Raw genomic sequence first — 25,833 nt, 5'->3', positions numbered from 1 at the left:
CATCGTGGTCTCGCGGCACCGGCCTGCCGCACTCGCCCGCTGCCTGACTGCGTTGCGGCAGCTCGACCACCCCGACTTTGAAGTCGTGGTGGTCGCCTGCCCGGCGGGCGCCGATGTCGCCGCGCGCTTTCCCTGCAAGGTGATTCCCTTCGACGTTGCGAACATCTCGCAGGCCCGCAACCTCGGGCTGGCCGCGGCCGCCGCACCTTTGGTCGCCTTTATCGACGATGATGCGGTGCCCGAGCCGACCTGGCTGTCGCGCCTGCTGGCCCCCTTTCAGCACCCCGCCGTGATGTCATCGGGCGGATATGTGCGCGGGCGTGACGGGCTGCGGTTCCAGTGGCGCGCGCGCTGGTGCAACCGCTGTGGCGAGAGCTTTGATCTCGCGCTGCCCCCTCTGCCGAGAGGCGACACCGCCCATCTGCTGCCTGCCCCGCCGGATGGAGCGATCCGCACCGAGGGGACCAATTGCGCCTTTCGCGCCGACGCGCTGGCGGCGATCGGCGGGTTTGATCCGGGCTATGCGTTCTATCTCGATGAAACCGATGTGAACCTGCGGCTGGCGGCCGTCCCGGGTGCGCTGACCGCCATTGTCCCCGCGGCGCAGGTGCATCATGGCTTTGCCGAGAGCCGCCAGCGTCGCGCCGACAAAGTGCCCCGGACGCTGCATGACATCGGCGCGTCCTCAGCGCATTTCTGGGCCAAACATACCCCCGATGCAGACCGCGCCGGCGCCCGGAAGCGGCTGTGGCAGGCGCAGTTCAACCGCCTGATTCGCCATATGGTGACCGGAGCACTGGAACCGCGCGAGGTCGCGCCGCTGATGCGGACACTCGCCGCAGGTTTGAACGCCGCGCCGCCCCCTGCACCGCCCCCCGGCACCGCCGCGACAGCCACGGCAACATCCGGAAATCCCGCGCCCTTCATGCCTTATCCTGCGGTGGCAGGACGGGGTCTGGTGCTGACCGGGCGTCCCGCGCAGGAAAAAGCCTTGCGGGCCAGGGCCGCATCCGCCGCAGCGCAGGGGCAGATCGTGACCCTGATAATCCTGTCGCGGTCGCGCCGCCGGTTGCAGCAGCGCTTTCTGCCCGAGGGTTTCTGGATGCTTTCAGGGGGAATCTGGGGGCGCTCGGCACAAACACGCCGATCCCGCGCGTTCACTTTCGCCCAAAGAATCGCCGTTGAAGTCCTAAATTTACGGCAGAACCGCCCCATTTCATGATGTTCAAGCACAATCACGGGGAACGAAGCCCATCGTTGCCTCCTTTTTCGACTTTCCTACCAATGACAATTTGGCGTTCTTGCGATAGAGAACCGCAAAGGGTCTAATATGCCCGTCAATACTGTGCCCTCCCCGGGCCGATACCCATAGGTGTGATATGCAACGTAAGGTAACGAAGGCTATTTTTCCCGTGGCAGGTCTGGGAACGCGCTTCCTGCCCGCCACCAAGTCGATCCCGAAAGAGATTCTGACGCTGGTCGACCGCCCCCTGATCCAATACGCCATTGATGAAGCCCGCGATGCCGGTATCGAAGAATTCATCTTCGTGACCTCCCGCGGCAAAGGGGCGCTGGAAGATTACTTCGACCATTCGCACGAGTTGCAGAGTTCGCTGGAAAAATCCGGCAAGACCGAGCTGCTGAAGATCCTTGAGGCCACCAATATGGCGTCGGGCGCCATCGCCTATCTGCGCCAGCACAAGGCGCTTGGGCTGGGCCACGCCGTCTGGTGCGCCCGCCGCCTGATCGCCAACGAGCCGTTCGCGGTGATCCTGACCGATGACGTGATTGCGGCTGAAAAGTCCTGTCTGCAGCAAATGGTCGAGGCCTATCAGGAAACCGGCGGCTGCATGGTGGCGGCGATGGAAGTGCCGATGGAGAAGACCTCGTCCTACGGTGTTCTGGATGTTTCCGAAGACATGGGCTCGATCGTGCGCGCCCGTGGCATGGTGGAAAAGCCGAAGAAAGAGGACGCGCCGTCGAACCTGGCGGTTATCGGCCGCTACATCCTGACGCCGCAAATCATGGAAAACCTGCACAATCAGGCCCCGGGTGCGGGCGGCGAGATTCAGCTGACCGATGCCATCGCGCAAGAGATCCGCGAAGGGCGTGACGTGTTCGGCTTCCGCTTCCGCGGCCAGCGTTTTGATTGCGGCACCAAGGCAGGTTTCCTGCAGGCGACCGTCTCCTTCGGTCTGGCGCGTCCGGATCTGCGGGATGAGTTTGCCCAGTTCATCGCAGACATCACCATGTTGCAGAACGCAGCCGAGTAAGCGCCGGTGGCAAAGCATGTTCTGGTCACCGGGGGGGCGGGCTATATCGGCTCGCACGCCTGCAAGGCCCTGAAGGCGGCGGGCTATGTGCCCGTCACCTTCGATTCGTTGATCACCGGCTGGCAGGATGCAGTCAAGTTTGGCCCCTTTGAAAAGGGTGACCTGCTGGACCGCGCCCGTCTGGACGCGGTTTTTGCCAAATGGCAGCCGGTCGCGGTGATGCATTTCGCCGCCCTCAGCCAGGTGGGCGAAGCGATGAAAGAGCCGGGAAAATACTGGCGCGGCAATGTCACCGCCTCGCTGACGCTGATCGAAGCGGCGGTGGCGGCGGGCTGCATGGATTTCGTCTTCTCCTCGACCTGCGCCACCTATGGTGACCATGACGGGGTGCTCCTGAACGAAGAAACGCCACAGACGCCGCTGAACTCTTATGGCGCCAGCAAACGCGCGATTGAGGATATGCTGAAGGATTTCGGCGCGGCCTATGGTCTGCGCTCGGTGATCTTCCGCTATTTCAACGTGGCGGGAGCCGATCCGGAGGCGGAGGTGGGCGAATTCCATCAGCCCGAGACGCATCTCATCCCGCTGATGCTGGATGCGATCGAGGGCAAACGCCCGGCGCTGACGGTGTTTGGCACCGATTACCCGACACCGGACGGCACCTGCATCCGCGACTATGTGCATGTGATGGATCTGGTCGATGCGCATGTGCTGGGGCTGCAATGGCTGGAGGCGGGCAAAGGCAGCCGCGTCTTCTGCCTGGGCACCGGCAACGGCTTTTCGGTGCGCGAGGTCATTGATTCTTCCCGCGCCGTCACCAACCGCGAAGTGCCCATCGTCATCGGCGACCGCCGCGCGGGCGATGCGGTGCAGCTGGTCTCAGGCTCGGCCCGGGCGCTGGCCGAGCTTGGCTGGAAGCCCGAGCGCTCGACCATGCCGCAGATGATTGCCGATGCCTGGCGCTGGCACCAAACAGGCCATTATGAGGGCTGAGGCCACATGCCGCCGCTGACGGGCCCGACGCGCCTGCTGGACATCACACGTCTTGTCTCGCGGCTCGGTCTTGGCCCGATGACCGGCGTTGATCGGGTGGAGGCGGCCTATCTGGCCGAACTGTCCGGGCGCTTGGATCCGCTCCTGCTGTTGTGCCGAACCAGCTACGGCTATCTGCTGCTGCCGAAAGAAGCCGGGACGCTGCTCTTGTCCTGGCTGTCCGAAGAGACCGCCCTGCCCGCGAAAGCCGGATGGATTGACCGGCTGCGCCGCCGCGACACGCCCCGCGCACGGGCCGAGGCGGGCCTGCGCGCGCAGGCGCTGTCGCGCTGCAGCCATTCGGGGCTGCGGGCCACCCTTGCCCGTTGGATGCCGGCGGGTGGTACCTATTTCAACGTCGGTCACAGCAACCTGTCCCAACGGCATCTGGCGCAACTGGCCGGCGTGCCGGACCTCGAAATACGGGTGATGATCCACGACACGATCCCGTTGGATTACCCGCAATATTGCCGGGCGGATGAGGCACGGCGGTTCGATCACCGGTTTCAGAACGTCCTGATTTACGCCGATGTGATCCTGTGCAACTCGGAGGCGACGGCGGCAGATGTCAGCCGCCATGCAGAGGTGCTGCACAGCCCGCTGCCCAGGCTGGTCATTGCCCATCTGGGGATCACGCCACCGCAGCCCGATCCGCACACCATCTGCCCGTCGCGGCCCTATTTCGTGGTTCTGGGCACCATTGAACCGCGCAAGAATCACGCCTTGCTGCTGGATGTCTGGGAAGAGCTGGCCCGCCGTCTGCCAGAGACAGAGCGTCCCGACCTCCTCATTCTGGGGCGGCGGGGCTGGAACAACGACGCGGTTTTTGCCCGGCTGGATGCCTGCCCGCTCAGCGTGCATGAACGGGCGGGCATCAGCGACGCGGCCGTTGCCGCATTGCTCGCGCGCGCGCGCGGCCTGTTGATGCCGTCACATGCCGAGGGATATGGCCTGCCGATGCTGGAGGCCGCCGCCGTTGATTGCCCCGTCATCGCCTGCCCGCTGCCCGCCACGCTGGAGCTGTTGGGCGACTATCCCGTTTACCTTGAGCCCGAAGATATATATTCTTGGTTGGAAACAATAATCAGCATGAGCAGGCCGGAAACAACCGGCCCGGACGCCAAGAACGATGAGGAGAGCGGGAACAGGCCGCGCATTGTTATTCCAACGTGGACAGAGCATTTCAATCTTGTCTTAAATCAGACGTGAGAAACCTGTCCCGGGCAACAGTGCCGGGTCCGCGGAGATAGGGACAGAGTGAGCATCTGGGAAAGATATCGCCTGCGTCTCAAACGCAAGCGCCTCTTGGTTCGCGCCTTCCGCAAGAGGCGCGAGCTGAAACCGGCTGCGCTGCGCCTGTCCCAGATCCGCCGCAACGACATTCTGGTCTTTGCCACCCTGCGCAATGAACGCATCCGCCTGCCCTATTTCCTGCGCTATTACCGCGATCTGGGGGTGAACCACTTCCTGATCGTCGAAAACGGCTCGGATGATGGCAGCCGTGAATATCTGGCCGAGCAGAGCGATGTTTCGCTCTGGACCGCCCATGCCAGCTACAAGAAATCCCGCTTTGGCATGGATTGGATGAACTGGCTCTTGCTGCGCCATGGCCATGGCCATTGGTGCCTGACCGTCGATCCCGATGAGTTCTTCGTCTATCCGTTCAGCGACACCCGCCCGATCCGGGCGCTGACCGATTGGCTGGACACCTATGAGATCCGCGCCTTTCCGGCGATGCTTCTGGACATGTACCCCAAAGGCCGGATCGACGCGCAGCCCTACCGCGAGGGGCAGAACCCGTTCGAGATTGCCTGTTGGTTCGACAGCGGCAATTACACGATCACCAAGAACAGCCTCTATCAGAACCTCTGGGTGCAGGGCGGCCCGCGCGCCCGCAAATTCTTTGCCGACACCCCGGAGGAGGCGCCGTCGCTGAACAAGATCCCGCTGGTGAAATGGGACCGCAGCCATGTCTACCTGAGCTCAACCCATATGCTGCTGCCGCGCGGCCTCAATCAGGTCTATGACGAATGGGGCGGTGAAAAGCCCTCTGGCTGCCTGCTGCACGCCAAATTCCTGTCGCCTTTGACCGAGAAGGTCAGCGAGGAACTGGACCGGCAGGAGCATTTTGCCGGATCGCGCGAATATATCGCCTACAGCGCGGCACTGACGACGGATCCCGACCTCTGGTGCAAGTGGTCGGAGCGTTACATCAACTGGCGTCAGCTTGAGATTCTCGGGCTGATGTCGAAAGGGAACTGGGCTTAGGAGCGGATGTCGGTCGGGTTCATCATGATGTGTCATACGGCTTTGGACCGGGCTGCGCAGGTGGCGCGGCACTGGGCCGAGTCCGGTGCGCCGGTGGTGATCCATGTCGACAGCCAGGTCTCGGCCCCCGATTACGCGCGGCTGACCCGGGCGGTGGCCGATCTCGACACGATCAGCTTTTCACCGCGTTTCCGCTGCGGCTGGGGCACCTGGTCGCTGGTGGCGGCCAGTCAGGCCGCGGCCGAGCAGATGCTGGCCCGCCATGCCGAGGTGCGGCATGTCTATCTCGCCTCCGGCTCGTGCCTGTCGCTGCGGCCCGTCGCGGAACTCGTCGACTATCTCGACGCCCGCCCCTGGACCGATTTCATCGAAAGCGTCACCACCGCCGATGTCGGCTGGACGGTCGGCGGCCTCGACACCGAGCGGTTCACCCTGCGCTTTCCCTTCAGCTGGAAAACCCAGCGCCGCCTGTTTGACCGCTATACCGCGCTGCAACGTCGCGTGGGCTTTCGCCGCCGCATCCCGGAAGGCCTCGTGCCGCATCTGGGCAGCCAGTGGTGGTGCCTGACGCGGCAAACGCTGAGCGCGATCCTGACCGACCCCGACCGGCCCACCTATGACCGCTATTTCCAAAAGGTCTGGATCCCGGATGAGAGCTATTTCCAGACGCTCGTCCGGCTCTATGCCACCAATATCGAAAGCCGGTCGCTGACGCTGTCGAAATTCGATTTTCAGGGAAAGCCGCATATTTTCTACGATGACCACCTGCAACTCCTGCGGCGGTCGGATTGCTTTGTGGCGCGCAAGATCTGGCCGCGCGCGGACCGGCTCTATCAAACCTTCCTGCGGCCCAGCCCCTCCGAGGAGCCGCGCGCCGAACCCAACCCGGCCAAGATCGACCGGCTGTTTTCCAAGGCCGTCGAGCGGCGTACCAAGGGACGGCCCGGCCTCTACATGCAAAGCCGCTTTCCGCAAAAGGACCGCGAGAACGGCAAGACCTCGGCACCCTATTCGGTGTTTCAGGGGTTCTCCGACCTTTTTGAGAATTTTGAGGGCTGGCTGTCGAAGGCGGTGGGCGCGCGGGTGCATGGGCATCTGTTCGGCCCGGAGGGCGCGGAGTTCACCGGCGGCGAGCAGGTGTTCAACGGCGGGTTGATCTCGAACCCGGTGCTAAGGGACTACAATCCCCGGGCTTTTCTGACCAATGTGATCTGGAACAGCCGGGGCGAGCGGCAGTGTTTCATGTACGGGCCGCGCGACACGCAGAAAATCAACTGGCTGATGGCCACCGATCCGAATGCGCAGATCTCGGTGATCACCGGCGCCTGGGCGGTGCCCCTGTTCCGCGCGAATGAGAATTTCGCCACCATCCGGCGCGAAGCGGCGCGGCTGCAGAAAATCGAGGTCGATCAGCTGGTGATCCTGCGCTCGATGTATGTGAAGGCGCGGGTGCGGATCTGGACGATGGCGGATTTCATCGACAATCCGATGGAGCCCCTGCAGACCATCATCGACGAAATCAGCCCGCGCGCCACCCGCCGTCTGACCGAAGCGCCCAAGATGATGGACCTCTCCGGGTTCGGTCAGTTCCTGCAGAATTTGAAGAATCAGGGCATGCAGCCCCGTTTGATGGGCGATTTCCCAACCGGAGACGATCCGCGCCCGAGCACGACCCGTCGCGGTCGCCCCTATCTGGTGAAGTGAGACCTGAATGGCCCGACCCTTTGACAGCTTTGTCATTTTTGCCGAAATGCGCACCGGATCGAACCTGCTCGAGGCCAGCGTCAACGCCCTGACCGGGGTCACCTGCCACGGCGAGGCGTTCAATCCGGCGCTGATCGGCTATCCCAAGCGCAGCGAACTCCTCGGGATGACGATGGCCGAGCGGGATGCCGATCCGATGGCCCTGCTCGCGCGGATCCGCAAGGCGCCGGGGCTGAACGGCTTTCGCTATTTCCACGACCATGATCCGCGGATCCTGCAGAAGCTCCTGAACGACAAGCGCTGCGCCAAGATCATCCTGACCCGCAATCCGGTGGAAAGTTATGTCAGCCTGAAAATCGCCCGCGCCACTGGCCAGTGGAAGCTGGGCGATGCCCGCCACCGCAAGGAGGCGCTGGCCGAGTTTGACGCCGCCGAGTTCGAAGCGCATCTGGACCAGCTGCAAAGCTTTCAAAAGGTGCTGATGCATGGGATGCAAAGCACCGGCCAAACCGGCTTTTACATCGATTATGAGGATGCCCGCGATCTGGCGGTGCTGAACGGTTTGGCCGAATGGCTGGGGGCCGAGGGCCGGATCGATGCGCTGCCCGAGGGCCTCGTGCCGCAGAACCCCGAAGCGCTCGACCGCAAAGTAGCGGATCCTGCGGCGATGGAACGCTCGCTGGCGCGGCTTGATCGTTTCAACCTGTCGCGCACCCCGAATTTTGAACCGCGCCGGGGTCCGAATGTGCCCGGCTTTGTCGCGGCGCGCGCGGCGGGGCTTCTCTATATGCCGATGAAACCCGGTGCCGACGCGGGTCTGCGCGACTGGCTGGCGGGCTTTGGTGGGCTGGAGGAGGGGTTTTCGCAAAAGACCCTGCGCCAGTGGAAAAAGACGCATCCCGGCCACCGCAGCTTTACCGTGCTGCGGCACCCCCTGATGCGGGCGCATCACGCGCTGGCGCTGCTTCTGGAGCGCGACTGGCAGGCCGATCTGCGCGCCGTGCTGCGCGACCGGTACAAGCTGCCCTTGCCGCCCGAGGGCAAACCTGCGCCGAAAGATCTCGCCGATTATGCCGCCCTGCTATTGGCCTTTCTGCGCTTTCTCAAGGCCAATCTGGCTGATCAGACCAGCCTGAAGGTCGAGCCGGTCTGGGCCAGCCAAACCGCGCTGTTGCAGGGTTTTGCGCAGTTCGCCTTACCCGATCTGATCATCCGTGAAGACCGTCTGACCGAGGATCTGGCCTATCTGACGCGCACCATCGGGATAGAGGCCCCCAGCCTGCCCGCGCTTGACCCCGACACCGCCGCCGTCCCCTTGGCGCAGATGGTCACCGAGGAGATGCAGGCCGCCGCCCGCGACGCCTATGCCCGCGATTTCATGCTGTTCGGCTTTGAGGATTGGCGCCCCTGAGGTCAGAGCCGCTGCCGCCATGCAAAAGGCCGGCCCCTCGGGGACCGGCCTTTTTAATTTCCATCCTGCGCGGCAGTGTCAGGCGGCCTGCACGCCATGCGCCTCGGTCAGCATCGCATGCAGCGCGGCGGGATCGGTGTTGGCGCGCAGCTTCACGCAGGTTTCGGCGTTGCGCATCGTGCGCGACACCAGCGCCAGCGCTTTCAAATGCTCAACCCCGGAATCCTTCGGCGCGAACAGCGCAAAGACCAGATCCACCGGCAGCCGGTCGACCGCGTCAAAATCCAGCGGCCGTTCCAGACGCAGGAAAACGCCCACCACACGGTCCAGCCCGTGCAGCCGCGCATGCGGCAGAGCCACGCCATGCCCGACGCCCGTGGGCCCCAGGCTTTCGCGCTCTTGCAGCGCATCCACCGTCTGGGTCGCATCCAGCCCGTAGGCTGAATGCGCGATTTCCCCAAGATCCTGAAAGAGACGTTTCTTGGAGGTCACGGTCGCCATGACCTTGACGGCATCCGGTTGGAGCAGATTCGAAAGTTGCATTCGGCCTTACGTTTCCGCGCCCATGCCGGGCACTTACTTGATGTTGCGCGGGTCGATCCAGCCGACATTGCCATCATCACGGCGATGCACGACGTTTACGCCCCCATGTTTCTCATTGCGGAATACCAGCATCGGCACCCCGGACAGCTCCATCTGCATCACGGCTTCGCCGACCGAGAGCGTCTGCACCTTCGTCTCCATCTCGGCGACGATGATCGGCTGCAGGCTATCGGGTTCGAGCGCTTCAGTGCTGTCATCCGCGGCGAGCACATACATGGGCTCAGAGCCGAATTCAACCGGTTCGGGACGTTCGCGGTGGTGATCCTTCAGCCGACGCTTGTAGCGGCGCAGCTGCTTGTCCATTTTCTCCCGGCAGGATTCAAAGGCCGCATAGACTTCGGTGGCATGGCCCTTGGCCGCGGCGGTCAATCCGGTCGAAAGATGCACCGTCGCTTCACAGAGGTATTCATGCGCCGAACGCGAAAAAATCACCATCGCATCCGTCGGGCGACCGGCATATTTCTCAAGCGTTCCGCCCAGCTCGGTCTTCACATGGCTTTGCAGCGCATCGCCGACATCGATCTGTTTGCCACTGATCTGGTACCGCATGGTTCCTCCTTCAGGTAGATGGACTTCGCCCAGCAGCACATGTGCCGGGTTTCAGTCCGGTTAACGCGGGATGGGCCCCCAAAGGTCCGCACTGCCAATATTTTTCCGTCTCGGAAGCGGTCCGGCGGGCGCGGCAGGTCAAGGGGGCAATGGTCATGCATTTGTCTTATTTGGCGTCAGAGAGACGTTGAATGTCAACGTCTTCCTTTTCACCTGTGCATGAGCGCAGAGCGGTTCAAGGCCCCGGCGGCGGCAACCGCAGCCCGGGGCCGATTTTCGCTCATTGAGAATTTCAGAGGCTTAGCTGCTGCGGAAGGTATCGCCCAGATAGACGCGGCGCACATTGTCATCTGCGATAACTTCGGCGGTGGTCCCCGACATCAGCACATGGCCGTCGTGCAGAATATAGGCACGGTCGACGATCTCGAGGGTTTCACGCACATTGTGATCGGTGATCAGCACCCCGATTCCCCGCGACTTCAGCTGATGCACCAGCCCGCGAATCTCGCCCACGGCGATCGGATCGACCCCGGCGAAGGGTTCATCGAGCAACAGATATTTCGGATCGGCGGCCAGACAGCGGGCAATTTCCACCCGTCGGCGTTCGCCGCCCGACAGCGCCAGCGCCGGTGCTTGCCGCAGATGCTGGATCGAGAAATCGCCCAGAAGCTCCTCCAGCCGCTCGCGCCGCTTGTGCGGATCGGAGACGGTGATCTCGAGCACGGCGAGGATATTGTCCTCGACCGACAAGCCGCGGAAGATCGAGGCTTCCTGCGGCAGATAGCCGATCCCCAGCCGCGCGCGCCGGTACATTGGCAGCGCGGTCACATCGCGCCCGTCGATCAGAACCTGCCCGGCATCGGGGGTGATCAGCCCGGCAATGTTGTAAAAGCAGGTGGTCTTGCCCGAGCCGTTCGGCCCCAACAGCGCCACCACCTCGCCGCGCGCCAGCGTCATCGACACGTCACGGATCACCAGACGCCGCTTGTAGCTTTTGCGCAGGCCGATGATGCGCAGGCCGCCGGTGTCCGGCGCCTCCACCATGGCCGTGGATGCTTCGGGAACGGTCGTCATCTCCATCAGTTGCCGCCCGCCGGTTGCAAGGTGGTGCGCACCCGGCCCACCATCTGTCCGGTGCCGGTGTTCAGATCCACCACCAGTTTCTGCCCGGTCAGCGTGTTGCCGCCCTGCGTCAGCAAAACATTGCCGGTCATCACCACTTCGCCGCTGTCGACGCTGTAGACCGCCTCCTGCGCCTCGGCGGCATCGGTGGCATTGACCAGCGTGACCCCGCCCGAGGCCTCCAGCCGGTCGATCTTTTTCTGCCCGCCGTCAGCCTCGGGCGCATAGATCACCTTGACCGTCGCCGCCGAGATTTTCATCTCGCCCTGCACGATCACCACATCACCGGTAAACACCGCGCTGCCATCGGCCTGGCTGACGGTCAGTTGATCGGCGTTGACCTCGACCGGCGCCTTGGCATCGGCCCGCATGCCGCCAAAGGCGATCTGCTGCGCCCCGGCAGCAAGCGGCGCAAGCGCCAGACACAACAGGGACAGGGTAAGAAAACGGCGCATGTAAACCTCAATTCTACGGTCGATATATCAGTTTGACGCCGTCTTTGAAAACCAGAAGCTGCGTGTGATCGGGGCCGGTGGTCGTGAGTTCCATCGCGCCTGCGTTCAATTTGCCCATCGGGGCCACACCGGCGACGGCACCGGGGGCGATCAGGCGGGTTTCATTGGTGTCGGCCTGAAGATGATCCGTGGCCAGCACATAGCCCTGCGAGGTGGTCACGGCCACTCCGGCCGACAATTCGATCTTCCCGGTTTCGGGATTGATCTGCGCCTGATTGGCCGACAGATCGGCCCGGCTGCCGTCGGGCATGTCCAGCCGCCCCACGAGATTGACCGCACTGGCCCCTGCCGCGCCGCCGGTATCGGGGCGGGCCTCCGCCGCGCGCAGGCTGATCGCGGCACCATCCTTGGTCATCGCGGAAAACTCGGGCTTGGTCAGCCGCGGCTCCCGCGCCATTTGCTGCACATCGACCTCGGCAAAGGGAATCGCCGCATCCGGATCAATACGGTTCGACAGCAGGAACAGCGTTGAGAGCAGGCCAAGCGCGGTCAAGGGCAGCAATACCTTGAGCCAGGCCACCAGCCGCGAATGGGCGTTATCAAAACTGCTGTGCACCGCGCCCCCCCCCTCAGACCACGCCCGCGCGCAGGCAGTCATGGATCTGGATAAAGCCCGCCGGACGGCCGCCCGCGGCCGGGTCCAGCACAAAGAGGCAGGTGATCTTGCGCGCATTCATCACCGCCACCGCCTTTTCGGCCAGCTGATCGGGGGCAATCGTGCGCGGGTTGCGCGTCATCACTTCGGCCGCCCGGTGATCCAGCAACCCCTGCATGTGCCGCCGCAAATCGCCGTCGGTGATGATGCCGACCAGCGCGCCCTCTGGATCGGTGACGCCAACCACGCCAAAGCCCTTTTGGCTGATGGTCAGCAAAGCCTCGGACATCGGCGCATCCTCGGCCACCAGCGGCATGTCGTGATGCATGAGATCCGCCACTTTCGACAGCCGCGCGCCCAGTTTGCCGCCCGGATGAAAGGTGCGGAAATGTTCGGGCGTGAACTGCCGGTGCTCCATCAGCGCCACGGCCAGCGCATCGCCCAAAGCCAGCGTCATCGTGGTCGAGGTGGTCGGCACCACGCCGGTGCCACAGGCCTCCGGCGCCTGCGGCAGCACGATCGCCACATCGGATTGCTGCAGAAGGGTTGAGCCCGCACGGCTGGCCACCCCGATCAGCGGAATCGTGAAGCGGCGGGTATGGGCGATGATGTCCGACAGTTCCGGCGTTTCGCCCGAATTCGAGAGCACCAGCACCACATCATCCGGCGTCACCATGCCCAGATCGCCGTGGCTCGCCTCGGCTGGATGCACGAATTGCGCGGGCGTGCCGGTGCTGGCCAGGGTCGCGGTGATCTTGCGCCCGACATGGCCGGATTTGCCCATGCCCGAGACAATCACCCTGCCGCGCGCCCCCAGGATCAGCCCGACGGCGGCGGCGAAACTGTCGCCCAGCGACTCGGCCAACAGATCCAACGCCCGCGCCTCGATCCCGATCACCCGCCGCGCGGCGGCGAGCAAGGTCTCGGCATCCGCCGGAACGCGCGTACGGTCAGTGGTTGAAAATGTCATTCACGTCACTCCAGCCCATCAGGTCCAGCTGGGCCCGCACCGGCAAAAAGTCGAAACACGCCTGCGCGAGCGCGGTCCGGCCTTCGCGCTCCAGACGGCGCATCAGCTCGGTCCGCAGCTTGTGCAGATAAAGAACGTCAGAGGCGGCATAGTCGAGCTGGGCATTGGTCAATTGATCCGCCCCCCAATCCGAGGTTTGCTGCTGCTTGGAAATATCCGCACCCACCAATTCCTGCACCAGCTGCTTGAGCCCATGGCGGTCGGTAAAGGTCCGCACCATGCGCGAGGCAATCTTGGTGCAGAAAATCGGCGCCGTCACCACGCCAAAGGCATTATAGAGCGCGGCGACATCGAAACGGGCGTAATGAAACAGCTTGGTCACCGCCGGATCGGCCAGCAAGGCCTCGAGCCGGGGCGCGGATGTCTGCCCTTTGGCGATTTGCACCAGATGCGCATTGCCGTCGCCCGAAGAGAGCTGCACGAGGCAGAGCCGGTCACGCCGCGGCTCAAGCCCCATCGTTTCCGTATCAATCGCGACCACCGGGCCAAGGTTGAGCCCTTCGGGCAGGTCATTCTTGTAAAGATGAACCGTCACATCAATTTCCTTCCTGCCGAACCGCGCCCGACCGGTGATCCGCACCGGTCCCGAAGGTGAAACGCGGCCGTCTCGCGGTATCGGGCGCTTATACGCGCTCAGGGGCAGCATGCAAAGCACAGGCCCGCCGTCCGTTTTGCAAAGTGATTCGCTTTTCCCGGTGCCGCACCGCAGGCCCCAGGGACAAGGCCGCCGGACCGGATGCCTGCTGGCGGCATTTCGACGGCAGCATTCCTGGGAAATGATGAAAAAATCACCGATGCGGCAGCGCAAAACAGAAAAAAGCCGCTGTGTCGGTTGGTAGTCCGAAACAGCGGCTTTTTCTCAGGCGTAACCGATCTAGGATCGGTTGGCCGACTTGGTGCCCAGGAGAGGACTCGAACCTCCACGCCTTGCGGCACACGGACCTGAACCGTGCGCGTCTACCAATTCCGCCACCTGGGCAGGTGTCGTGGGGGCTATCTACGGCCCGGCACAGGGAGTGTCAACGGCCTGTTTCAAGATTTTTATACAAGCATGTAAGAAAGTTGGTTTTGCCTTTACCCAAAAGGGGCTTGGGGCTAATCAGGGACCATATTTTCGGGAACGGAAGGCGACGCTCATGTCGAAACTTGTCACCATCTACGGCGGCTCGGGCTTTGTCGGGCGCTACATCGCCCGTCGTATGGCGAAAGAGGGCTGGCGCGTGCGCGTCGCCGTGCGTCGTCCGAACGAGGCGATGTTCGTGCGCCCCTATGGCGCGGTCGGCCAGGTAGAGCCTGTCTTGTGCAACATCCGCGATGACGCCTCGGTGCGCGCTGCGATGCAGGGTGCGGATGCGGTGGTCAACTGCGTCGGCCTTTTGGCCTGCTCGGGCAAAAACAATTTTGCCTCCGTGCAAAAAGAAGGCGCCGCCCGCGTGGCCGCTCTGGCCTCTGAGCTCGGGATTGGGCGGCTGGTGCACATCTCGGCCATCGGGGCCGACAGCGCCGCCGCCAGCGAATATGCCCGCACCAAGGCTGACGGCGAGGCTGCGGTGCTTGCCGCCTATCCCGGCGCGATGATTCTGCGCCCCTCGATCATCTTCGGCAACGAAGACCAGTTCTTCAACCGCTTCGCCGGAATGACCCGCATGGGTCCGATCCTGCCGGTGGTGGGCGCCAACACCCGCTTCCAGCCGGTCTATGTCGATGATGTGGCCCGTGCGGCGGTGGCAGGCGTCCTCGGCACCGCGCCCGCGGGCATCTATGAGCTCGGCGGTCCGGACCAGAAAACCTTCCGCGAACTGATGCAGGACATGCTGGCGGTGATCCTGCGCCGCCGCCTGGTGGTGAATGTGCCGTTCTTTGTCGCCCGGCTGATCGGCGGCGGCTTTGATCTGTTGCAAACCGTGACCGGCGGCCTCATCGCCAACAAGGTCCTGACCCGCGATCAGGTGGCCGGCCTGTCGGTGGACAACCTCGTCAGCGCGGATGCCAAGGGCCTCGGCGATCTGGGCATCAACCCCACCCCGATGGCAGCCGTATTGCCGGATTACCTCTGGCGGTTCCGCCCGACCGGGCAATATGACGCAATCAAGGCTTCGGCCAAGAATCTGAGAAAGCATCCGTAAATGGCCGATACAACGCTGATCGCCGCTGCCCTGGGTATTCTCGAGGGCCTGACGGAGTTTATCCCGGTCTCATCGACCGGGCATGTGCTCCTCGCCGGGCATTTCCTGGGCTTTGAAAGCGCGGGCAAGGCCTTTGAGGTGGTGATTCAGCTGGGGGCGATCCTCGCCATCCTGTTGATTTACGCCAAGCGGCTGATCAGCGTTTTCGCCGCCGCGCCGCATGATCCGGCGGCGCGGAAATTCATCCTCTCGATCCTGATCGCCTTCCTTCCGGCGGTGGTGATCGGGGTGCTGGCGCATGATTTCATCAAAACGGTGCTGTTCGAGACGCCGATGCTGATCGCCGTGATGCTGATTCTGGGCGGCATCGTGCTGGTGCTGGTCGACCGCCTGCCGCTGAAGCCGGTGCATGAAGATGCGATGCGCTTCCCGCTCGGCATGTCACTGAAGATCGGTTTCATCCAATGTCTGGCGATGATTCCCGGCGTCTCGCGCTCGGGTGCCACCATCGTCGGCGCCCTCGCCATGGGGGCCAGCAAACGGGCGGCTGCCGAGTTTTCCTTTTTCCTGTCGATGCCGACCATGGCCGGAGCCTTTGCCTATGATCTCTACAAGAATCGCGACGTCCTCGACGCCTCGGCTCTGAACGAGATCCTGATCGGCTTTGTCATGGCCTTCATCTCGGCGATCATCGTGGTGCGCTGGCTGCTCGGCTATGTCAGCAAGCATGGCTATGCGCTGTTCGGCTGGTGGCGAATCATCATCGGTACGGTGGTTTTGCTGGCGCTGGCCGCAGGTTACTGAGTGATAGGTACGCCGCACTGACCTAATTTCGTCGGAAATTTTCGCGACACGCCTTCAGATTGCGAAAAAACCGACAATTAGGTCAGCTTAGCTGACTTTTATTTCCGGGCGACCCCATGTAGCACTACGCCAGAACAACCCCGCAGGGAGGCGCAGCCATGGCTCAGCAACGCATGCTCAAATTCGTGAACACCGCGAAAGAGACTCCGGAGAAACGCGAAGCGACCCTGCGCAAGCAGGACTTCGACGAGATCTATCGTCAATACGCGACGCAGAAAGCGGAAGAGCAGGCGAGCCGCTGCAGCCAATGTGGCGTGCCCTATTGTCAGTCGCACTGCCCGCTGCACAACAACATCCCGGACTGGCTGCGCCTGACCGCCGAAGGGCGTCTGCAAGAGGCCTATGAGATCAGCCAGGCCACCAACACCTTCCCCGAGATCTGCGGCCGCATCTGCCCGCAGGACCGTCTGTGCGAAGGCAATTGCGTCATCGAGCAGTCGGGCCACGGCACTGTCACCATCGGCTCGGTCGAGAAATACATCACCGACACCGCCTGGGCGGAAGGCTGGGTGAAACCGGCGGCACCTTTGGCCGAACGCTCGGAGAGCGTGGGCATCATCGGCGCGGGCCCCGGCGGCCTTGCGGCGGCGGACCGGCTGCGCCGGGCGGGCGTTCAGGTCACCGTTTATGACCGTTATGACCGCGCGGGCGGCCTGCTGACCTATGGCATCCCCGGCTTCAAGCTGGAGAAAGATGTCGTGATGAAGCGCATCGATCAGCTGGAACAGGGCGGTGTCAAATTCGTGCTGAACGTCACCGTCGGCGTCGACATGTCCTTTGACGAGATCCGCGCCAAGCACACCGCGGTCATCATCGCCACCGGCGTTTACAAAACCCGCGACATCGAGGGGGCCAATGCCAAGGGCATCCTGCGCGCCATCGACTATCTGACCGTCTCGAACCGCCTCTCCTTCGGCGACAGCGTGCCGGAATTCGACAGCGGCGAAATGAACGCCGCGGGCAAGCGCGTCGTGGTCATCGGCGGCGGCGACACCGCGATGGACTGCGTGCGCACCGCGATCCGTCAGGGCGCCACTTCGGTGAAATGCCTCTACCGCCGCGACCGCGCCAACATGCCCGGCTCGCAGCGCGAGGTGCAGAATGCCGAGGAAGAGGGCGTGGAATTCGTCTGGCTGGCGGCCCCCAAGGGCTTCCACGGCGATCCGGTCACCGGCGTCACCGTGCAGCGGATGCGTCTGGGCGCGCCGGATGCGACCGGCCGTCAATCCCCCGAGATCATCGAGGGCGGTGATTACATCGAAGAGGCCGATCTGGTGATCAAAGCCTTGGGTTTCGAGCCGGAAGAGTTGCCGAAGCTCTGGGGCACCGACGGGCTGGAAGTGACCCGCTGGGGCACCGTGAAGGCCGATTTCAAGACGCATCAGACCAGCCTGCCCGGCGTCTATGCCGTGGGTGACATCGTGCGCGGTGCCAGCCTCGTGGTCTGGGCGATCCGCGATGGCCGCGAGGCCGCCGATGCGATGATCAACGGCTTTATGAACCTGGCGGTTGCGGCGGAGTGATCCGTCGCGCGGGGGTGACATGCCCCCGACCGCTCTAACGCCCCGGCGGATGCGCCGCCCGGGCCCCCGACCCCCTCAGGCAGGACACCGGACGTGGCGAAAGCAAGACTAGTGGCAGGAACTGTGGCGGTGCTGTTCAGCGCCCTGCCGCTTCATGCCGAGGTTTTCACCCCGCCCGCGGGCTGCACGCTGACGGTGACCGTGCAGTCGCGCCAATGCACGGTGGCCAATTATTACAGCTGCGCTGATGCGCCGGGGGATCAGTGGATTTCCTATGCCGACGGCACCGGCGAGTTTTTCGTCAGCCGCATCGACAGCGAAACCCGCTGGATCGAATCCTATAGCCGCGACACCGGCAAGACCGACAGGCTCTCGCCGGACTCGGCCGATAACGCCAGCTTCTCGGAACTGCTGCAAACCGGCCGGGATGACTACGATTTCATCACCTCCTCGACCAGCGGTGAAGATCGGCGCTACGTCGGCTATGATCTGCTGGCCGGCGGGCAGGTCACCATTGACGGCGTGCCGCTCGAGCGTTCGGAATTCGACCTGACCACCTTTGACAGCGCGGGCAATTTCATCTCGCGCCGGCATGGGCAGCAATACATCAGCCGCAGCCTGCGCAGCTTTTTCTCGGACAGCGAAGATTTCGAGAATGCCTATGGCGATGCGGTGCATACCGAAGGGGCACCCGTCCTCTTTGAATTCCCTGGTGAGCCGGGCTTTGGCGCCACCAAACCGATTTATGATTGCGATGTGCTGATGACCTCGGCCCCCGCTGACCCCACCACGATCCGACCCACTCTCTGAGGAGGCACTGACATGACCGAATTCAACCAAGACTGGGTTGCTGCCGAAGAGGCGAAGCGCCAATGGATGGATCAAAACAGCCTCTACAAGACCGAGGATGAGCATTCGTCCTGCGGTGTTGGCCTTGTGGTGGCGATCAACGGCACGGCGAGCCGCAAAGTCGTGCAGAACGGCATCGACGCGCTGAAGGCGATCTGGCACCGCGGTGCCGTGGACGCCGACGGCAAAACCGGCGACGGCGCGGGCATCCATGTGCAGATCCCGGTGCCCTTCTTCTATGACCAGATCCGCCGCACGGGCCACGAGCCTGACATGGGCAAGCTGATCGCCGTCGGCCAGATCTTTCTGCCGCGCACCGATTTTGGCGCGCAAGAGCGCTGCCGCACCATCCTCGAAACCGAGGTGCTGCGGATGGGCCACTATATCTACGGCTGGCGCCATGTGCCGGTGAACGTCGAATGCCTGGGCGAAAAGGCCAATGCGACGCGCCCCGAGATCGAGCAGATCCTGATCCGCTGCGAAAAGGACATCGACGAAGAGCAGTTCGAGCGCGAGCTGTACATCATCCGTCGCCGGATCGAGAAAGCGGCGGCTGCCGCGCAGATCTCGGGCCTCTACCTCTGCTCGCTCTCCTGCCGCTCGATCATCTACAAAGGCATGATGCTGGCCGAGCAGGTCGCCGTCTTCTACCCCGACCTTCTGGATGACCGGTTCGAGAGCGCCTTTGCGATCTATCACCAGCGCTATTCGACCAACACCTTCCCGCAATGGTGGCTGGCGCAGCCGTTCCGCATGCTGGCGCATAACGGCGAGATCAACACGCTGAAAGGCAACGTCAACTGGATGAAGAGTCATGAGATCCGCATGGCCCATTCCACCTTTGGCGACGCGGCCGAGGACATCAAACCGATCATCCCGGCGGGCACCTCCGACTCGGGCGCGCTCGATGCGGTGTTTGAGGTCATGGTGCGCTCGGGCCGCTCGGCGCCGATGACCAAAACCATGCTGGTGCCGGAGGCCTGGTCGAAATCCACCACCGACATGCCGAAGGCATGGCAGGACATGTATTCCTATTGCAACGCGGTGATGGAGCCCTGGGATGGCCCGGCGGCGCTCGCTATGACCGATGGCCGCTGGGTCTGCGGCGGTCTGGACCGCAACGGGTTGCGCCCGCTGCGTTATGTCGTCACCGGTGACGGCCTGCTGATCGCGGGCTCCGAGGCGGGCATGGTGCCGCTGGATGAGACCCGCGTGGTCGAGAAAGGCGCGCTCGGGCCGGGGCAGATGATCGCCGTCGACATGCGCGAAGGCAAACTCTACCACGACCGCGAGATGAAAGACCGCCTGGCCAACAGCCAGCCCTTCGGCGAATGGATCGAAAAGGTGGTCAACCTTTCCGAGATCATGCGCGACGTGCCGGAAAAGGCGCTGTTCAGCGGCGCGGAACTGCGCAAACGGCAGATCGCGGCGGGCTATTCGCTGGAGGAGCTGGAGCAGGTTCTGGCGCCGATGGCCGAAGACGGCAAAGAGATGATCGCGTCGATGGGCGATGACACGCCGCCGGCGGTGCTCTCCTCGGTCTACCGTCCGCTGTCGCATTTCTTCCGGCAGAACTTCTCTCAGGTCACCAACCCGCCGATCGACAGCCTGCGCGAAAGCCGGGTGATGTCGCTGAAAACGCGGTTCGGCAACCTGAAGAACGTGCTCGACGAGGACAGCAGCCAGACCGAGATCCTGCTGCTGGAAAGCCCGTTCATCGCCAATGCCGAATACGAGCAGATGCTGAAGCAATTCGCGGGTTCGGTGGCGGTCATCGACTGTACCTTTGCCGATGGTGCCGATCAGGAAGCGCTGCGCACCGGGCTGGAGCGCATCCGCGCCGAGGCCGAAGATGCCGTGCGCTCGGGCGCCAACCACATCGTGCTGACCGATGAGGCGCAATCGGCCGAGAAAATCGCGATGCCGATGATTCTCGCCACCTCGGCGGTGCACAGCTGGCTGACCCGCAAGGGCCTGCGGACCTTCACCTCGATCAACGTCCGTGCGGCCGAATGCATCGATCCGCATTACTTCGCGGTGCTGATCGGTTGTGGCGCCACCACGGTGAACGCCTATCTCGCGCAGGATTCGGTCGCTGACCGCATCGGGCGCGGGCTGATCGAAGGCAGCCTTGAAGATGCCATGCGCCGCTACCGCGACGCGGTGGATGCGGGCCTGTTGAAGATCATGTCGAAAATGGGGATTTCGGTGATTTCCTCCTATCGTGGCGGTCTGAACTTTGAAGCCGTGGGTCTGAGCCGCGCGATGGTGGCCGAGTATTTCCCGGGCATGCAGTCGCGCATCTCCGGCATCGGTCTGCACGGCATCCAGCGCAAGCTGGAGCAGGTGCATGCGCGCGGCTGGAAAGGTGGCCAGGACATCATGCCGATCGGCGGCCTCTACAAGGCGCGTCGCTCGGGCGAGAAACACGCCTGGGAAGCGCAGACGATGCATGTGCTGCAATCGGCCTGTGACCGTGCCAGCTATGATCTGTGGAAACAGTATTCGGCGCTGATGCGGGCAAACCCGCCGATCCATATCCGCGACCTGCTGGACATCAAATCGCTCGGCAAACCGGTGCCGCTGGAAGAGGTGGAAAGCATCACCTCGATCCGCAAACGCTTTGTCACGCCGGGGATGTCGCTGGGGGCGCTCTCGCCCGAAGCGCATAAACTGCTCAACGTGGCCATGAACCGCATCGGCGCGAAATCCGACAGCGGCGAGGGCGGCGAAGATCCGGCGCATTTCGTGCCGGAGCCCAACGGCGACAACCCGTCGGCAAAGATCAAACAGGTGGCTTCGGGCCGGTTCGGTGTCACCGCCGAATATCTGAACGCCTGTGAAGAGCTTGAGATCAAAGTGGCGCAGGGGGCCAAACCCGGCGAAGGCGGCCAGCTGCCGGGCATGAAAGTGACCGATCTGATCGCCCGTCTGCGGCATTCGACCAAGGGCGTGACGCTGATTTCGCCGCCGCCGCACCATGACATCTATTCGATCGAAGACCTCGCGCAGCTGATCTATGACCTCAAGCAGATCAACCCGCGCGCCAAAGTGACGGTGAAGCTGGTCGCCTCTTCCGGCGTCGGCACCATCGCGGCGGGCGTGGCCAAGGCGAAAGCCGACGTCATCCTGATCTCGGGCCACAACGGCGGCACCGGGGCATCCCCCGCCACCTCGATCAAATACGCGGGTCTGCCGTGGGAGATGGGTCTGACCGAGGCGCATCAGGTTCTGGCGATGAACAAGCTGCGCGACCGGGTGACGCTGCGCACCGATGGCGGTCTGCGGACCGGTCGGGACATCGTCATGGCCGCGATGATGGGCGCCGAGGAATATGGCATCGGCACCGCCGCGCTGATCGCGATGGGCTGCATCATGGTGCGTCAGTGCCAGTCGAACACCTGCCCGGTGGGCGTCTGTACGCAAGATCCGGCGCTGCGGGCCAAATTCACCGGCTCGGCGGATAAGGTGGTCAACCTGATCACCTTCTACGCCCAGGAAGTGCGCGAGATCCTCGCCTCCATCGGCGCGCGCTCGATGGATGAGGTGATCGGCCGGGCGGATCTGTTGACGCAGGTGTCGCGTGGCTCGGCGCATCTCGACGATCTCGACCTCAACCCGCTGTTGATCACCGTCGATGGCTCGGAAAAGATCGTCTACGACCGCTCGAAACCGCGGAACTTCGTGCCCGACACGCTGGATGCCGAAATCATCCGCGATGGCGCGCGCTTCTTTGAAGACGGCGAGAAGATGCAGCTGAGCTATGCGGTGCGCAACACGCACCGCACCATCGGCACCCGGGCCTCGAGCCATATCGTCAAGAACTTCGGCATGCGCAACAATCTGCAGCCGGACCATCTGACGGTGAAACTGACCGGTTCCGCCGGGCAGTCGCTGGGCGCCTTCGCCTGCCGCGGGCTGAAGATCGAAGTGTCGGGCGATGCCAATGACTATGTCGGCAAGGGCCTGTCGGGCGGCACCATCGTGGTACGGCCGCCGATGGCCAGCCCGCTGGTCGCGGCCGAGAACACCATCATCGGCAACACCGTGCTTTACGGTGCGACCGAGGGGTATCTCTTTGCGGCGGGCCGTGCGGGCGAGCGTTTCGCGGTGCGGAACTCTGGCGCGACGGTGGTGGTCGAGGGCTGCGGCACCAATGGTTGTGAATATATGACCGGCGGTGTGGCGATCATTCTGGGCCGTATCGGCACCAACTTCGGTGCCGGGATGACCGGGGGCATGGCCTATCTCTATGATCCGGAAGGCATGGCGCTGGAGTATATCAACCCGGAAACGCTGGTGACCTGTGCGGTGTCGCATCCGCATTGGGAAGCGCAGCTGAAGGGCCTGATCGAGCGGCATGCAGCCGAGACCGGCAGCTTGAAAGCCACCAAGATCCTGCAGGATTGGGCCGAGACCAAGGGCAGCTTCCTTCAGGTCTGCCCGAAGGAAATGCTGATCCATCTGCCGCATCCGCTGACGGTGGAAGCACAGGCCGTGCCCGCCGAATAAGATCGGGCCGCGCCCCACAGAACGACAGACGGGCCCTTCGGGGCCCGTTTTCATGCGCGGTGCTTTGCCGCCCGGGACAAGGCTGCGCCGATGCCCCTCTTGACCCGGGGGCGGGCGGCATGACTTATGGCCACATGGCACGCAAGACCTCTCCCGCATCCAAAGGCCGCTCTGGCCGCGCCCGCGCATCCGTGCCGCGGATTGCCCTGCGCGATCTCACGCCGCGCGCCCTCCTGCGGCGGGCGCTGTTCTGGCTGACCCGGGCGGCGCTGGCCTATGCGGCGCTGATCCTTGTGCTGATCCTGCTCTATACCTTCATCAATCCGCCGATCACGCTGACCATGCTCTCCGAGCGCCGCGAGGTCGGCGTGCTGGTACATGACTGGGTGGACGCCGATGAGATGGCCCCGGCGGTCTTGCGCGCGGTGGTCGCGGCCGAGGATGCCAATTTCTGCGAGCATTGGGGTTTTGACATGCGCGCGATCCGCGCGGCGATTGATGCAGGATCCAACCGCGGCGCCAGCACGATCAGCCAGCAGGTGGTCAAGAACGTCTTTCTCTGGCAGGGCCGCAGCTGGCCGCGCAAGGCGCTGGAGGCGATGATCACCCCGGTGGTCGAGCTGGTCTGGTCCAAGCGGCGGATCCTTGAGGTCTATCTGAATGTGGCCGAATTCGACACCGGCATCTTCGGCGTCGAGGCGGCGGCCAAGGGCTATTTCGGCGTCAGCGCCGACAAGCTGACCGCCCGGCAATCGGCATTGCTGGCCGCCGTGCTGCCCGATCCGAAGGGCCGCGACGCGGCGCATCCGACCGCCTATCTCAACCGCCGCGCCGCCTCGATCACCGATGGGGCGGCAACAATCCGGGCCGATGGCCGCGCGCAGTGTTTCGGCGAAGACTGACCGACGACCGCCGCGCGAAAGGATGGCTGCCGCCTCCCCCCATTGATCCTGCCCGCCCCGGGGGCTATCACAGGTTAAATCCCCTGTCCTCCGGAGCCAGAACCCGCGCCATGACCCGTCTTTACCACGTCGCGCTCTCGCCCTTTTGCCGCAAGGTACGTCTGACCCTCGCCGAGAAACGGATCGAGGTGGAGCTGGTCGAAGAGCGCTACTGGGAGCAGAGCGTGGAATTCCTGCGCCGCAACCCGGCGGGCAAGGTGCCGGTGCTGAAATACGACAACCGGACCTTCTCTGAGAGTCAGGCGATTTGTGAATATCTGGAGGAAACCATCCCCTCGCCGCCGTTGATGCCGCGCGACCCTGACGGGCGCTATGAGGTGCGGCGGCTCTGCGCCTGGTTCGACGACAAGTTCAACACCGAGGTCACCGCCAAGATCATGGGCGAGCGGGTCTGGAAAAAGGTGATGAAACAAGGTTACCCCGACAGCAAGAACGTGAAATCCGGCCTGTCGGCGGTGAAATTCCACCTGGATTACATGGGCTGGCTGCTGGATCAGCGGCGCTGGCTGGCGGGCGATGCGATGACGCTGGCGGATTTCACCGCCGCCGCGCATCTGAGCTGCCTCGATTACATCTCGGATGTGGACTGGGACCGCTCGTCCAACGTCAAGGATTGGTACGCCAAGATCAAATCGCGGCCGGCCTTCCGCTCGCTTCTGGCCGATCAGATCCCGGGGCTGCCGCCGGCACCGCAATATGCCGAGCTGGATTTCTGAGATCCGGGCCGCGGGATTGCACGGCGGCGGGGGGCTGTCTGCCCCCCGTGCCCCCCGAGGATATTTGCAATCAGGCAAAGGGGGCGCGGCATGGAGGGACTGAAAGACCTGCTGATCGCGCGCGCGCTGGAGGAAGGCTTCTCCAAGGCGCGGGTCTGTCGGCCGGATGCGGTGCCCGAACTGGCCGCGCGGTTGGCGGAATTTGTCGCGGCGGGGCGTCACGGGCAGATGGGCTGGATGGCCGAGCGGATGCATTGGCGCGGCGCGCCGGATGCGCTCTGGCCCGAGGCGCGCTCAGTGATCATGCTGGCCGAGGTTTATACGCCCGAGAGTGATCCGATGGCGGTGCTGGGGATGCCGGAGCACGGGGCGATCAGCGTCTATGCGCAGGGCAAGGACTACCATGATCTGGTCAAGCGGCGGCTGAAGCGGCTGGGGATCTGGCTGATCGAGGCCGCGAAAAAGCGGGGCGATGCGGCGGAGATCAAGGTCTTCGTCGATACCGCGCCAGTGATGGAAAAACCGCTGGCACAGGCGGCGGGTCTGGGCTGGCAGGGCAAGCACACCAATCTCTTGGCGCGGGATCTGGGCAGCTGGTTCTTTCTGGGGGCGATTTTCACCACGTTGGAGTTGGAACCGGATCTGGCCGAGGTCAGCCATTGCGGCAGCTGCACCGCCTGCCTTGACGTCTGCCCGACAGCGGCGTTTCCGGCGCCCTATCAGCTCGATGCGCGGCGCTGTATTTCCTATCTGACCATCGAGCACAGGGGGCCGGTGGACCCTGAGTTGCGCGGCCTGATGGGCAACCGGATCTATGGCTGCGATGATTGCCTGGCCGCCTGCCCCTGGAACAAGTTTGCCGCCGAGGCGCGTGAGATCGGCTATGCCGCGCGGGAAGCCGATCCGCCGCTGTTGGCCGAACTGTCGCAGCTGGATGATGCGGGCTTCCGGGCGCGCTTTGCGGGCAGCCCGATCAAGCGGATCGGGCGGGACCGGATGGTGCGCAATGTCCTCTATGCCATTGGCAATTCCGGGCAGGCGGCGCTGGCGCCCGCCGCCACCGCCCTGACCTCTGATGCCGATCCGACGGTGGCCGAGGCGGCGCGGTGGGCACTGGCGCGGCTGACGTCCGCCGCTCTGTCCGACGAAGATTAAGCGCGCGGCCTCCATGGTGCCCGG

22 protein-coding genes and 1 tRNA gene are annotated in these 25,833 nt (G+C 63.7%); 15 read left to right on the top strand and 8 right to left on the bottom strand.

Annotated features, from left to right (window positions below; all coding sequences use genetic code 11):
* The first annotated feature begins 4 nt into the window (after nt 1-4).
* The 7 genes from ACEN2S_RS03625 (at nt 5) to ACEN2S_RS03595 (ending at nt 8,688) form a co-directional block, all read left to right on the top strand.
* Nucleotides 5-1,222, top strand: a complete 1,218-nt coding sequence (locus ACEN2S_RS03625) for a glycosyltransferase family 2 protein (RefSeq protein WP_441862479.1) — start codon at nt 5-7, stop codon at nt 1,220-1,222.
* A 157-nt stretch (nt 1,223-1,379) separates the two neighbouring features.
* Nucleotides 1,380-2,273: a UTP--glucose-1-phosphate uridylyltransferase GalU gene (gene galU / locus ACEN2S_RS03620; protein ID WP_441862477.1), complete on the top strand. Its 894-nt coding sequence runs from the start codon at nt 1,380-1,382 to the stop codon at nt 2,271-2,273.
* 6 nt (nt 2,274-2,279) lie between these two features.
* Entirely contained in the window at nt 2,280-3,266 is a 987-nt protein-coding gene (galE, locus tag ACEN2S_RS03615; protein ID WP_441862474.1) for a UDP-glucose 4-epimerase GalE, read from the top strand.
* Between the two features lie 6 nt (nt 3,267-3,272).
* On the top strand, nt 3,273-4,514 hold the full coding sequence (locus tag ACEN2S_RS03610; protein WP_441862472.1) for a glycosyltransferase: 1,242 nt from the start codon (nt 3,273-3,275) through the stop codon (nt 4,512-4,514).
* 48 nt (nt 4,515-4,562) lie between these two features.
* Nucleotides 4,563-5,573, top strand: a complete 1,011-nt coding sequence (locus tag ACEN2S_RS03605) for a glycosyltransferase family 2 protein (RefSeq protein WP_441862469.1) — start codon at nt 4,563-4,565, stop codon at nt 5,571-5,573.
* A 6-nt stretch (nt 5,574-5,579) separates the two neighbouring features.
* A complete protein-coding gene (locus tag ACEN2S_RS03600) occupies nt 5,580-7,277 on the top strand; it encodes a DUF5927 domain-containing protein (RefSeq protein WP_441862466.1) in 1,698 nt (565 codons plus the stop codon).
* A 7-nt stretch (nt 7,278-7,284) separates the two neighbouring features.
* Nucleotides 7,285-8,688, top strand: a complete 1,404-nt coding sequence (locus ACEN2S_RS03595; protein ID WP_441862463.1) for a nodulation protein NodH — start codon at nt 7,285-7,287, stop codon at nt 8,686-8,688.
* 78 nt (nt 8,689-8,766) lie between these two features.
* Here ACEN2S_RS03595 and ACEN2S_RS03590 read toward each other — a convergent pair whose 3' ends face one another.
* The 8 genes from ACEN2S_RS03590 to ACEN2S_RS03555 form a co-directional block, all read right to left on the bottom strand.
* A complete protein-coding gene (locus ACEN2S_RS03590; protein ID WP_441862461.1) occupies nt 8,767-9,231 on the bottom strand; it encodes a PTS sugar transporter subunit IIA in 465 nt (154 codons plus the stop codon).
* Between the two features lie 33 nt (nt 9,232-9,264).
* A complete protein-coding gene (hpf, locus tag ACEN2S_RS03585; protein WP_441862459.1) occupies nt 9,265-9,840 on the bottom strand; it encodes a ribosome hibernation-promoting factor, HPF/YfiA family in 576 nt (191 codons plus the stop codon).
* A 300-nt stretch (nt 9,841-10,140) separates the two neighbouring features.
* Entirely contained in the window at nt 10,141-10,884 is a 744-nt protein-coding gene (gene lptB, locus ACEN2S_RS03580; protein WP_441862913.1) for an LPS export ABC transporter ATP-binding protein, read from the bottom strand.
* Nucleotides 10,885-10,919: 35 nt separating this feature from the next.
* Nucleotides 10,920-11,417, bottom strand: a complete 498-nt coding sequence (gene lptA, locus ACEN2S_RS03575) for a lipopolysaccharide transport periplasmic protein LptA (protein ID WP_441862457.1) — start codon at nt 11,415-11,417, stop codon at nt 10,920-10,922.
* Between the two features lie 13 nt (nt 11,418-11,430).
* On the bottom strand, nt 11,431-12,033 hold the full coding sequence (locus tag ACEN2S_RS03570; protein ID WP_441862455.1) for a hypothetical protein: 603 nt from the start codon (nt 12,031-12,033) through the stop codon (nt 11,431-11,433).
* A 13-nt stretch (nt 12,034-12,046) separates the two neighbouring features.
* The gene (locus ACEN2S_RS03565; protein WP_441862453.1) at nt 12,047-13,042 is read right to left on the bottom strand and encodes a KpsF/GutQ family sugar-phosphate isomerase; all 996 of its coding nucleotides are present in this window, start codon (nt 13,040-13,042) and stop codon (nt 12,047-12,049) included.
* The gene (locus ACEN2S_RS03560; protein WP_441862450.1) at nt 13,023-13,637 is read right to left on the bottom strand and encodes a ribonuclease D; all 615 of its coding nucleotides are present in this window, start codon (nt 13,635-13,637) and stop codon (nt 13,023-13,025) included. Before ACEN2S_RS03560 ends, ACEN2S_RS03565 begins: the two co-directional genes overlap by 20 nt.
* A gap of 359 nt (nt 13,638-13,996) precedes the next feature.
* Nucleotides 13,997-14,081: transfer RNA gene (locus ACEN2S_RS03555), tRNA-Leu, on the bottom strand.
* 157 nt (nt 14,082-14,238) lie between these two features.
* Here ACEN2S_RS03555 and ACEN2S_RS03550 point away from each other — a divergent pair.
* The 8 genes from ACEN2S_RS03550 (at nt 14,239) to queG (ending at nt 25,809) form a co-directional block, all read left to right on the top strand.
* Nucleotides 14,239-15,228, top strand: a complete 990-nt coding sequence (locus ACEN2S_RS03550; protein ID WP_441862448.1) for a complex I NDUFA9 subunit family protein — start codon at nt 14,239-14,241, stop codon at nt 15,226-15,228.
* Nucleotides 15,229-16,032: an undecaprenyl-diphosphate phosphatase gene (locus tag ACEN2S_RS03545; protein ID WP_441862446.1), complete on the top strand. Its 804-nt coding sequence runs from the start codon at nt 15,229-15,231 to the stop codon at nt 16,030-16,032. It begins immediately after the preceding gene.
* Between the two features lie 158 nt (nt 16,033-16,190).
* A complete protein-coding gene (locus ACEN2S_RS03540; protein WP_441862444.1) occupies nt 16,191-17,615 on the top strand; it encodes an NAD(P)-dependent oxidoreductase in 1,425 nt (474 codons plus the stop codon).
* Between the two features lie 93 nt (nt 17,616-17,708).
* Nucleotides 17,709-18,425 carry a hypothetical protein gene (locus tag ACEN2S_RS03535; protein ID WP_441862442.1) on the top strand — a complete coding sequence of 239 codons (717 nt, stop codon included), beginning with the start codon at nt 17,709-17,711 and terminating at the stop codon, nt 18,423-18,425.
* A gap of 12 nt (nt 18,426-18,437) precedes the next feature.
* Entirely contained in the window at nt 18,438-22,976 is a 4,539-nt protein-coding gene (gene gltB, locus ACEN2S_RS03530; protein ID WP_441862440.1) for a glutamate synthase large subunit, read from the top strand.
* A 119-nt stretch (nt 22,977-23,095) separates the two neighbouring features.
* Nucleotides 23,096-23,878 carry a monofunctional biosynthetic peptidoglycan transglycosylase gene (gene mtgA / locus ACEN2S_RS03525; protein ID WP_441862437.1) on the top strand — a complete coding sequence of 261 codons (783 nt, stop codon included), beginning with the start codon at nt 23,096-23,098 and terminating at the stop codon, nt 23,876-23,878.
* A gap of 110 nt (nt 23,879-23,988) precedes the next feature.
* Nucleotides 23,989-24,654, top strand: coding sequence for an FtsZ-binding protein FzlA (gene fzlA, locus ACEN2S_RS03520; protein ID WP_441862435.1), 666 nt, complete (start codon nt 23,989-23,991; stop codon nt 24,652-24,654).
* Nucleotides 24,655-24,744: 90 nt separating this feature from the next.
* Nucleotides 24,745-25,809: a tRNA epoxyqueuosine(34) reductase QueG gene (gene queG, locus ACEN2S_RS03515; RefSeq protein ID WP_441862432.1), complete on the top strand. Its 1,065-nt coding sequence runs from the start codon at nt 24,745-24,747 to the stop codon at nt 25,807-25,809.
* The last annotated feature ends 24 nt before the right edge of the window (nt 25,810-25,833 follow it).

The sequence above is a fragment of the Phaeovulum sp. W22_SRMD_FR3 genome (assembly GCF_052113705.1).
In the GTDB taxonomy this organism is placed as follows: Bacteria; Pseudomonadota; Alphaproteobacteria; order Rhodobacterales; family Rhodobacteraceae; genus JBGQOG01.
This window is presented reverse-complemented; position numbering and strand designations above follow the sequence as displayed.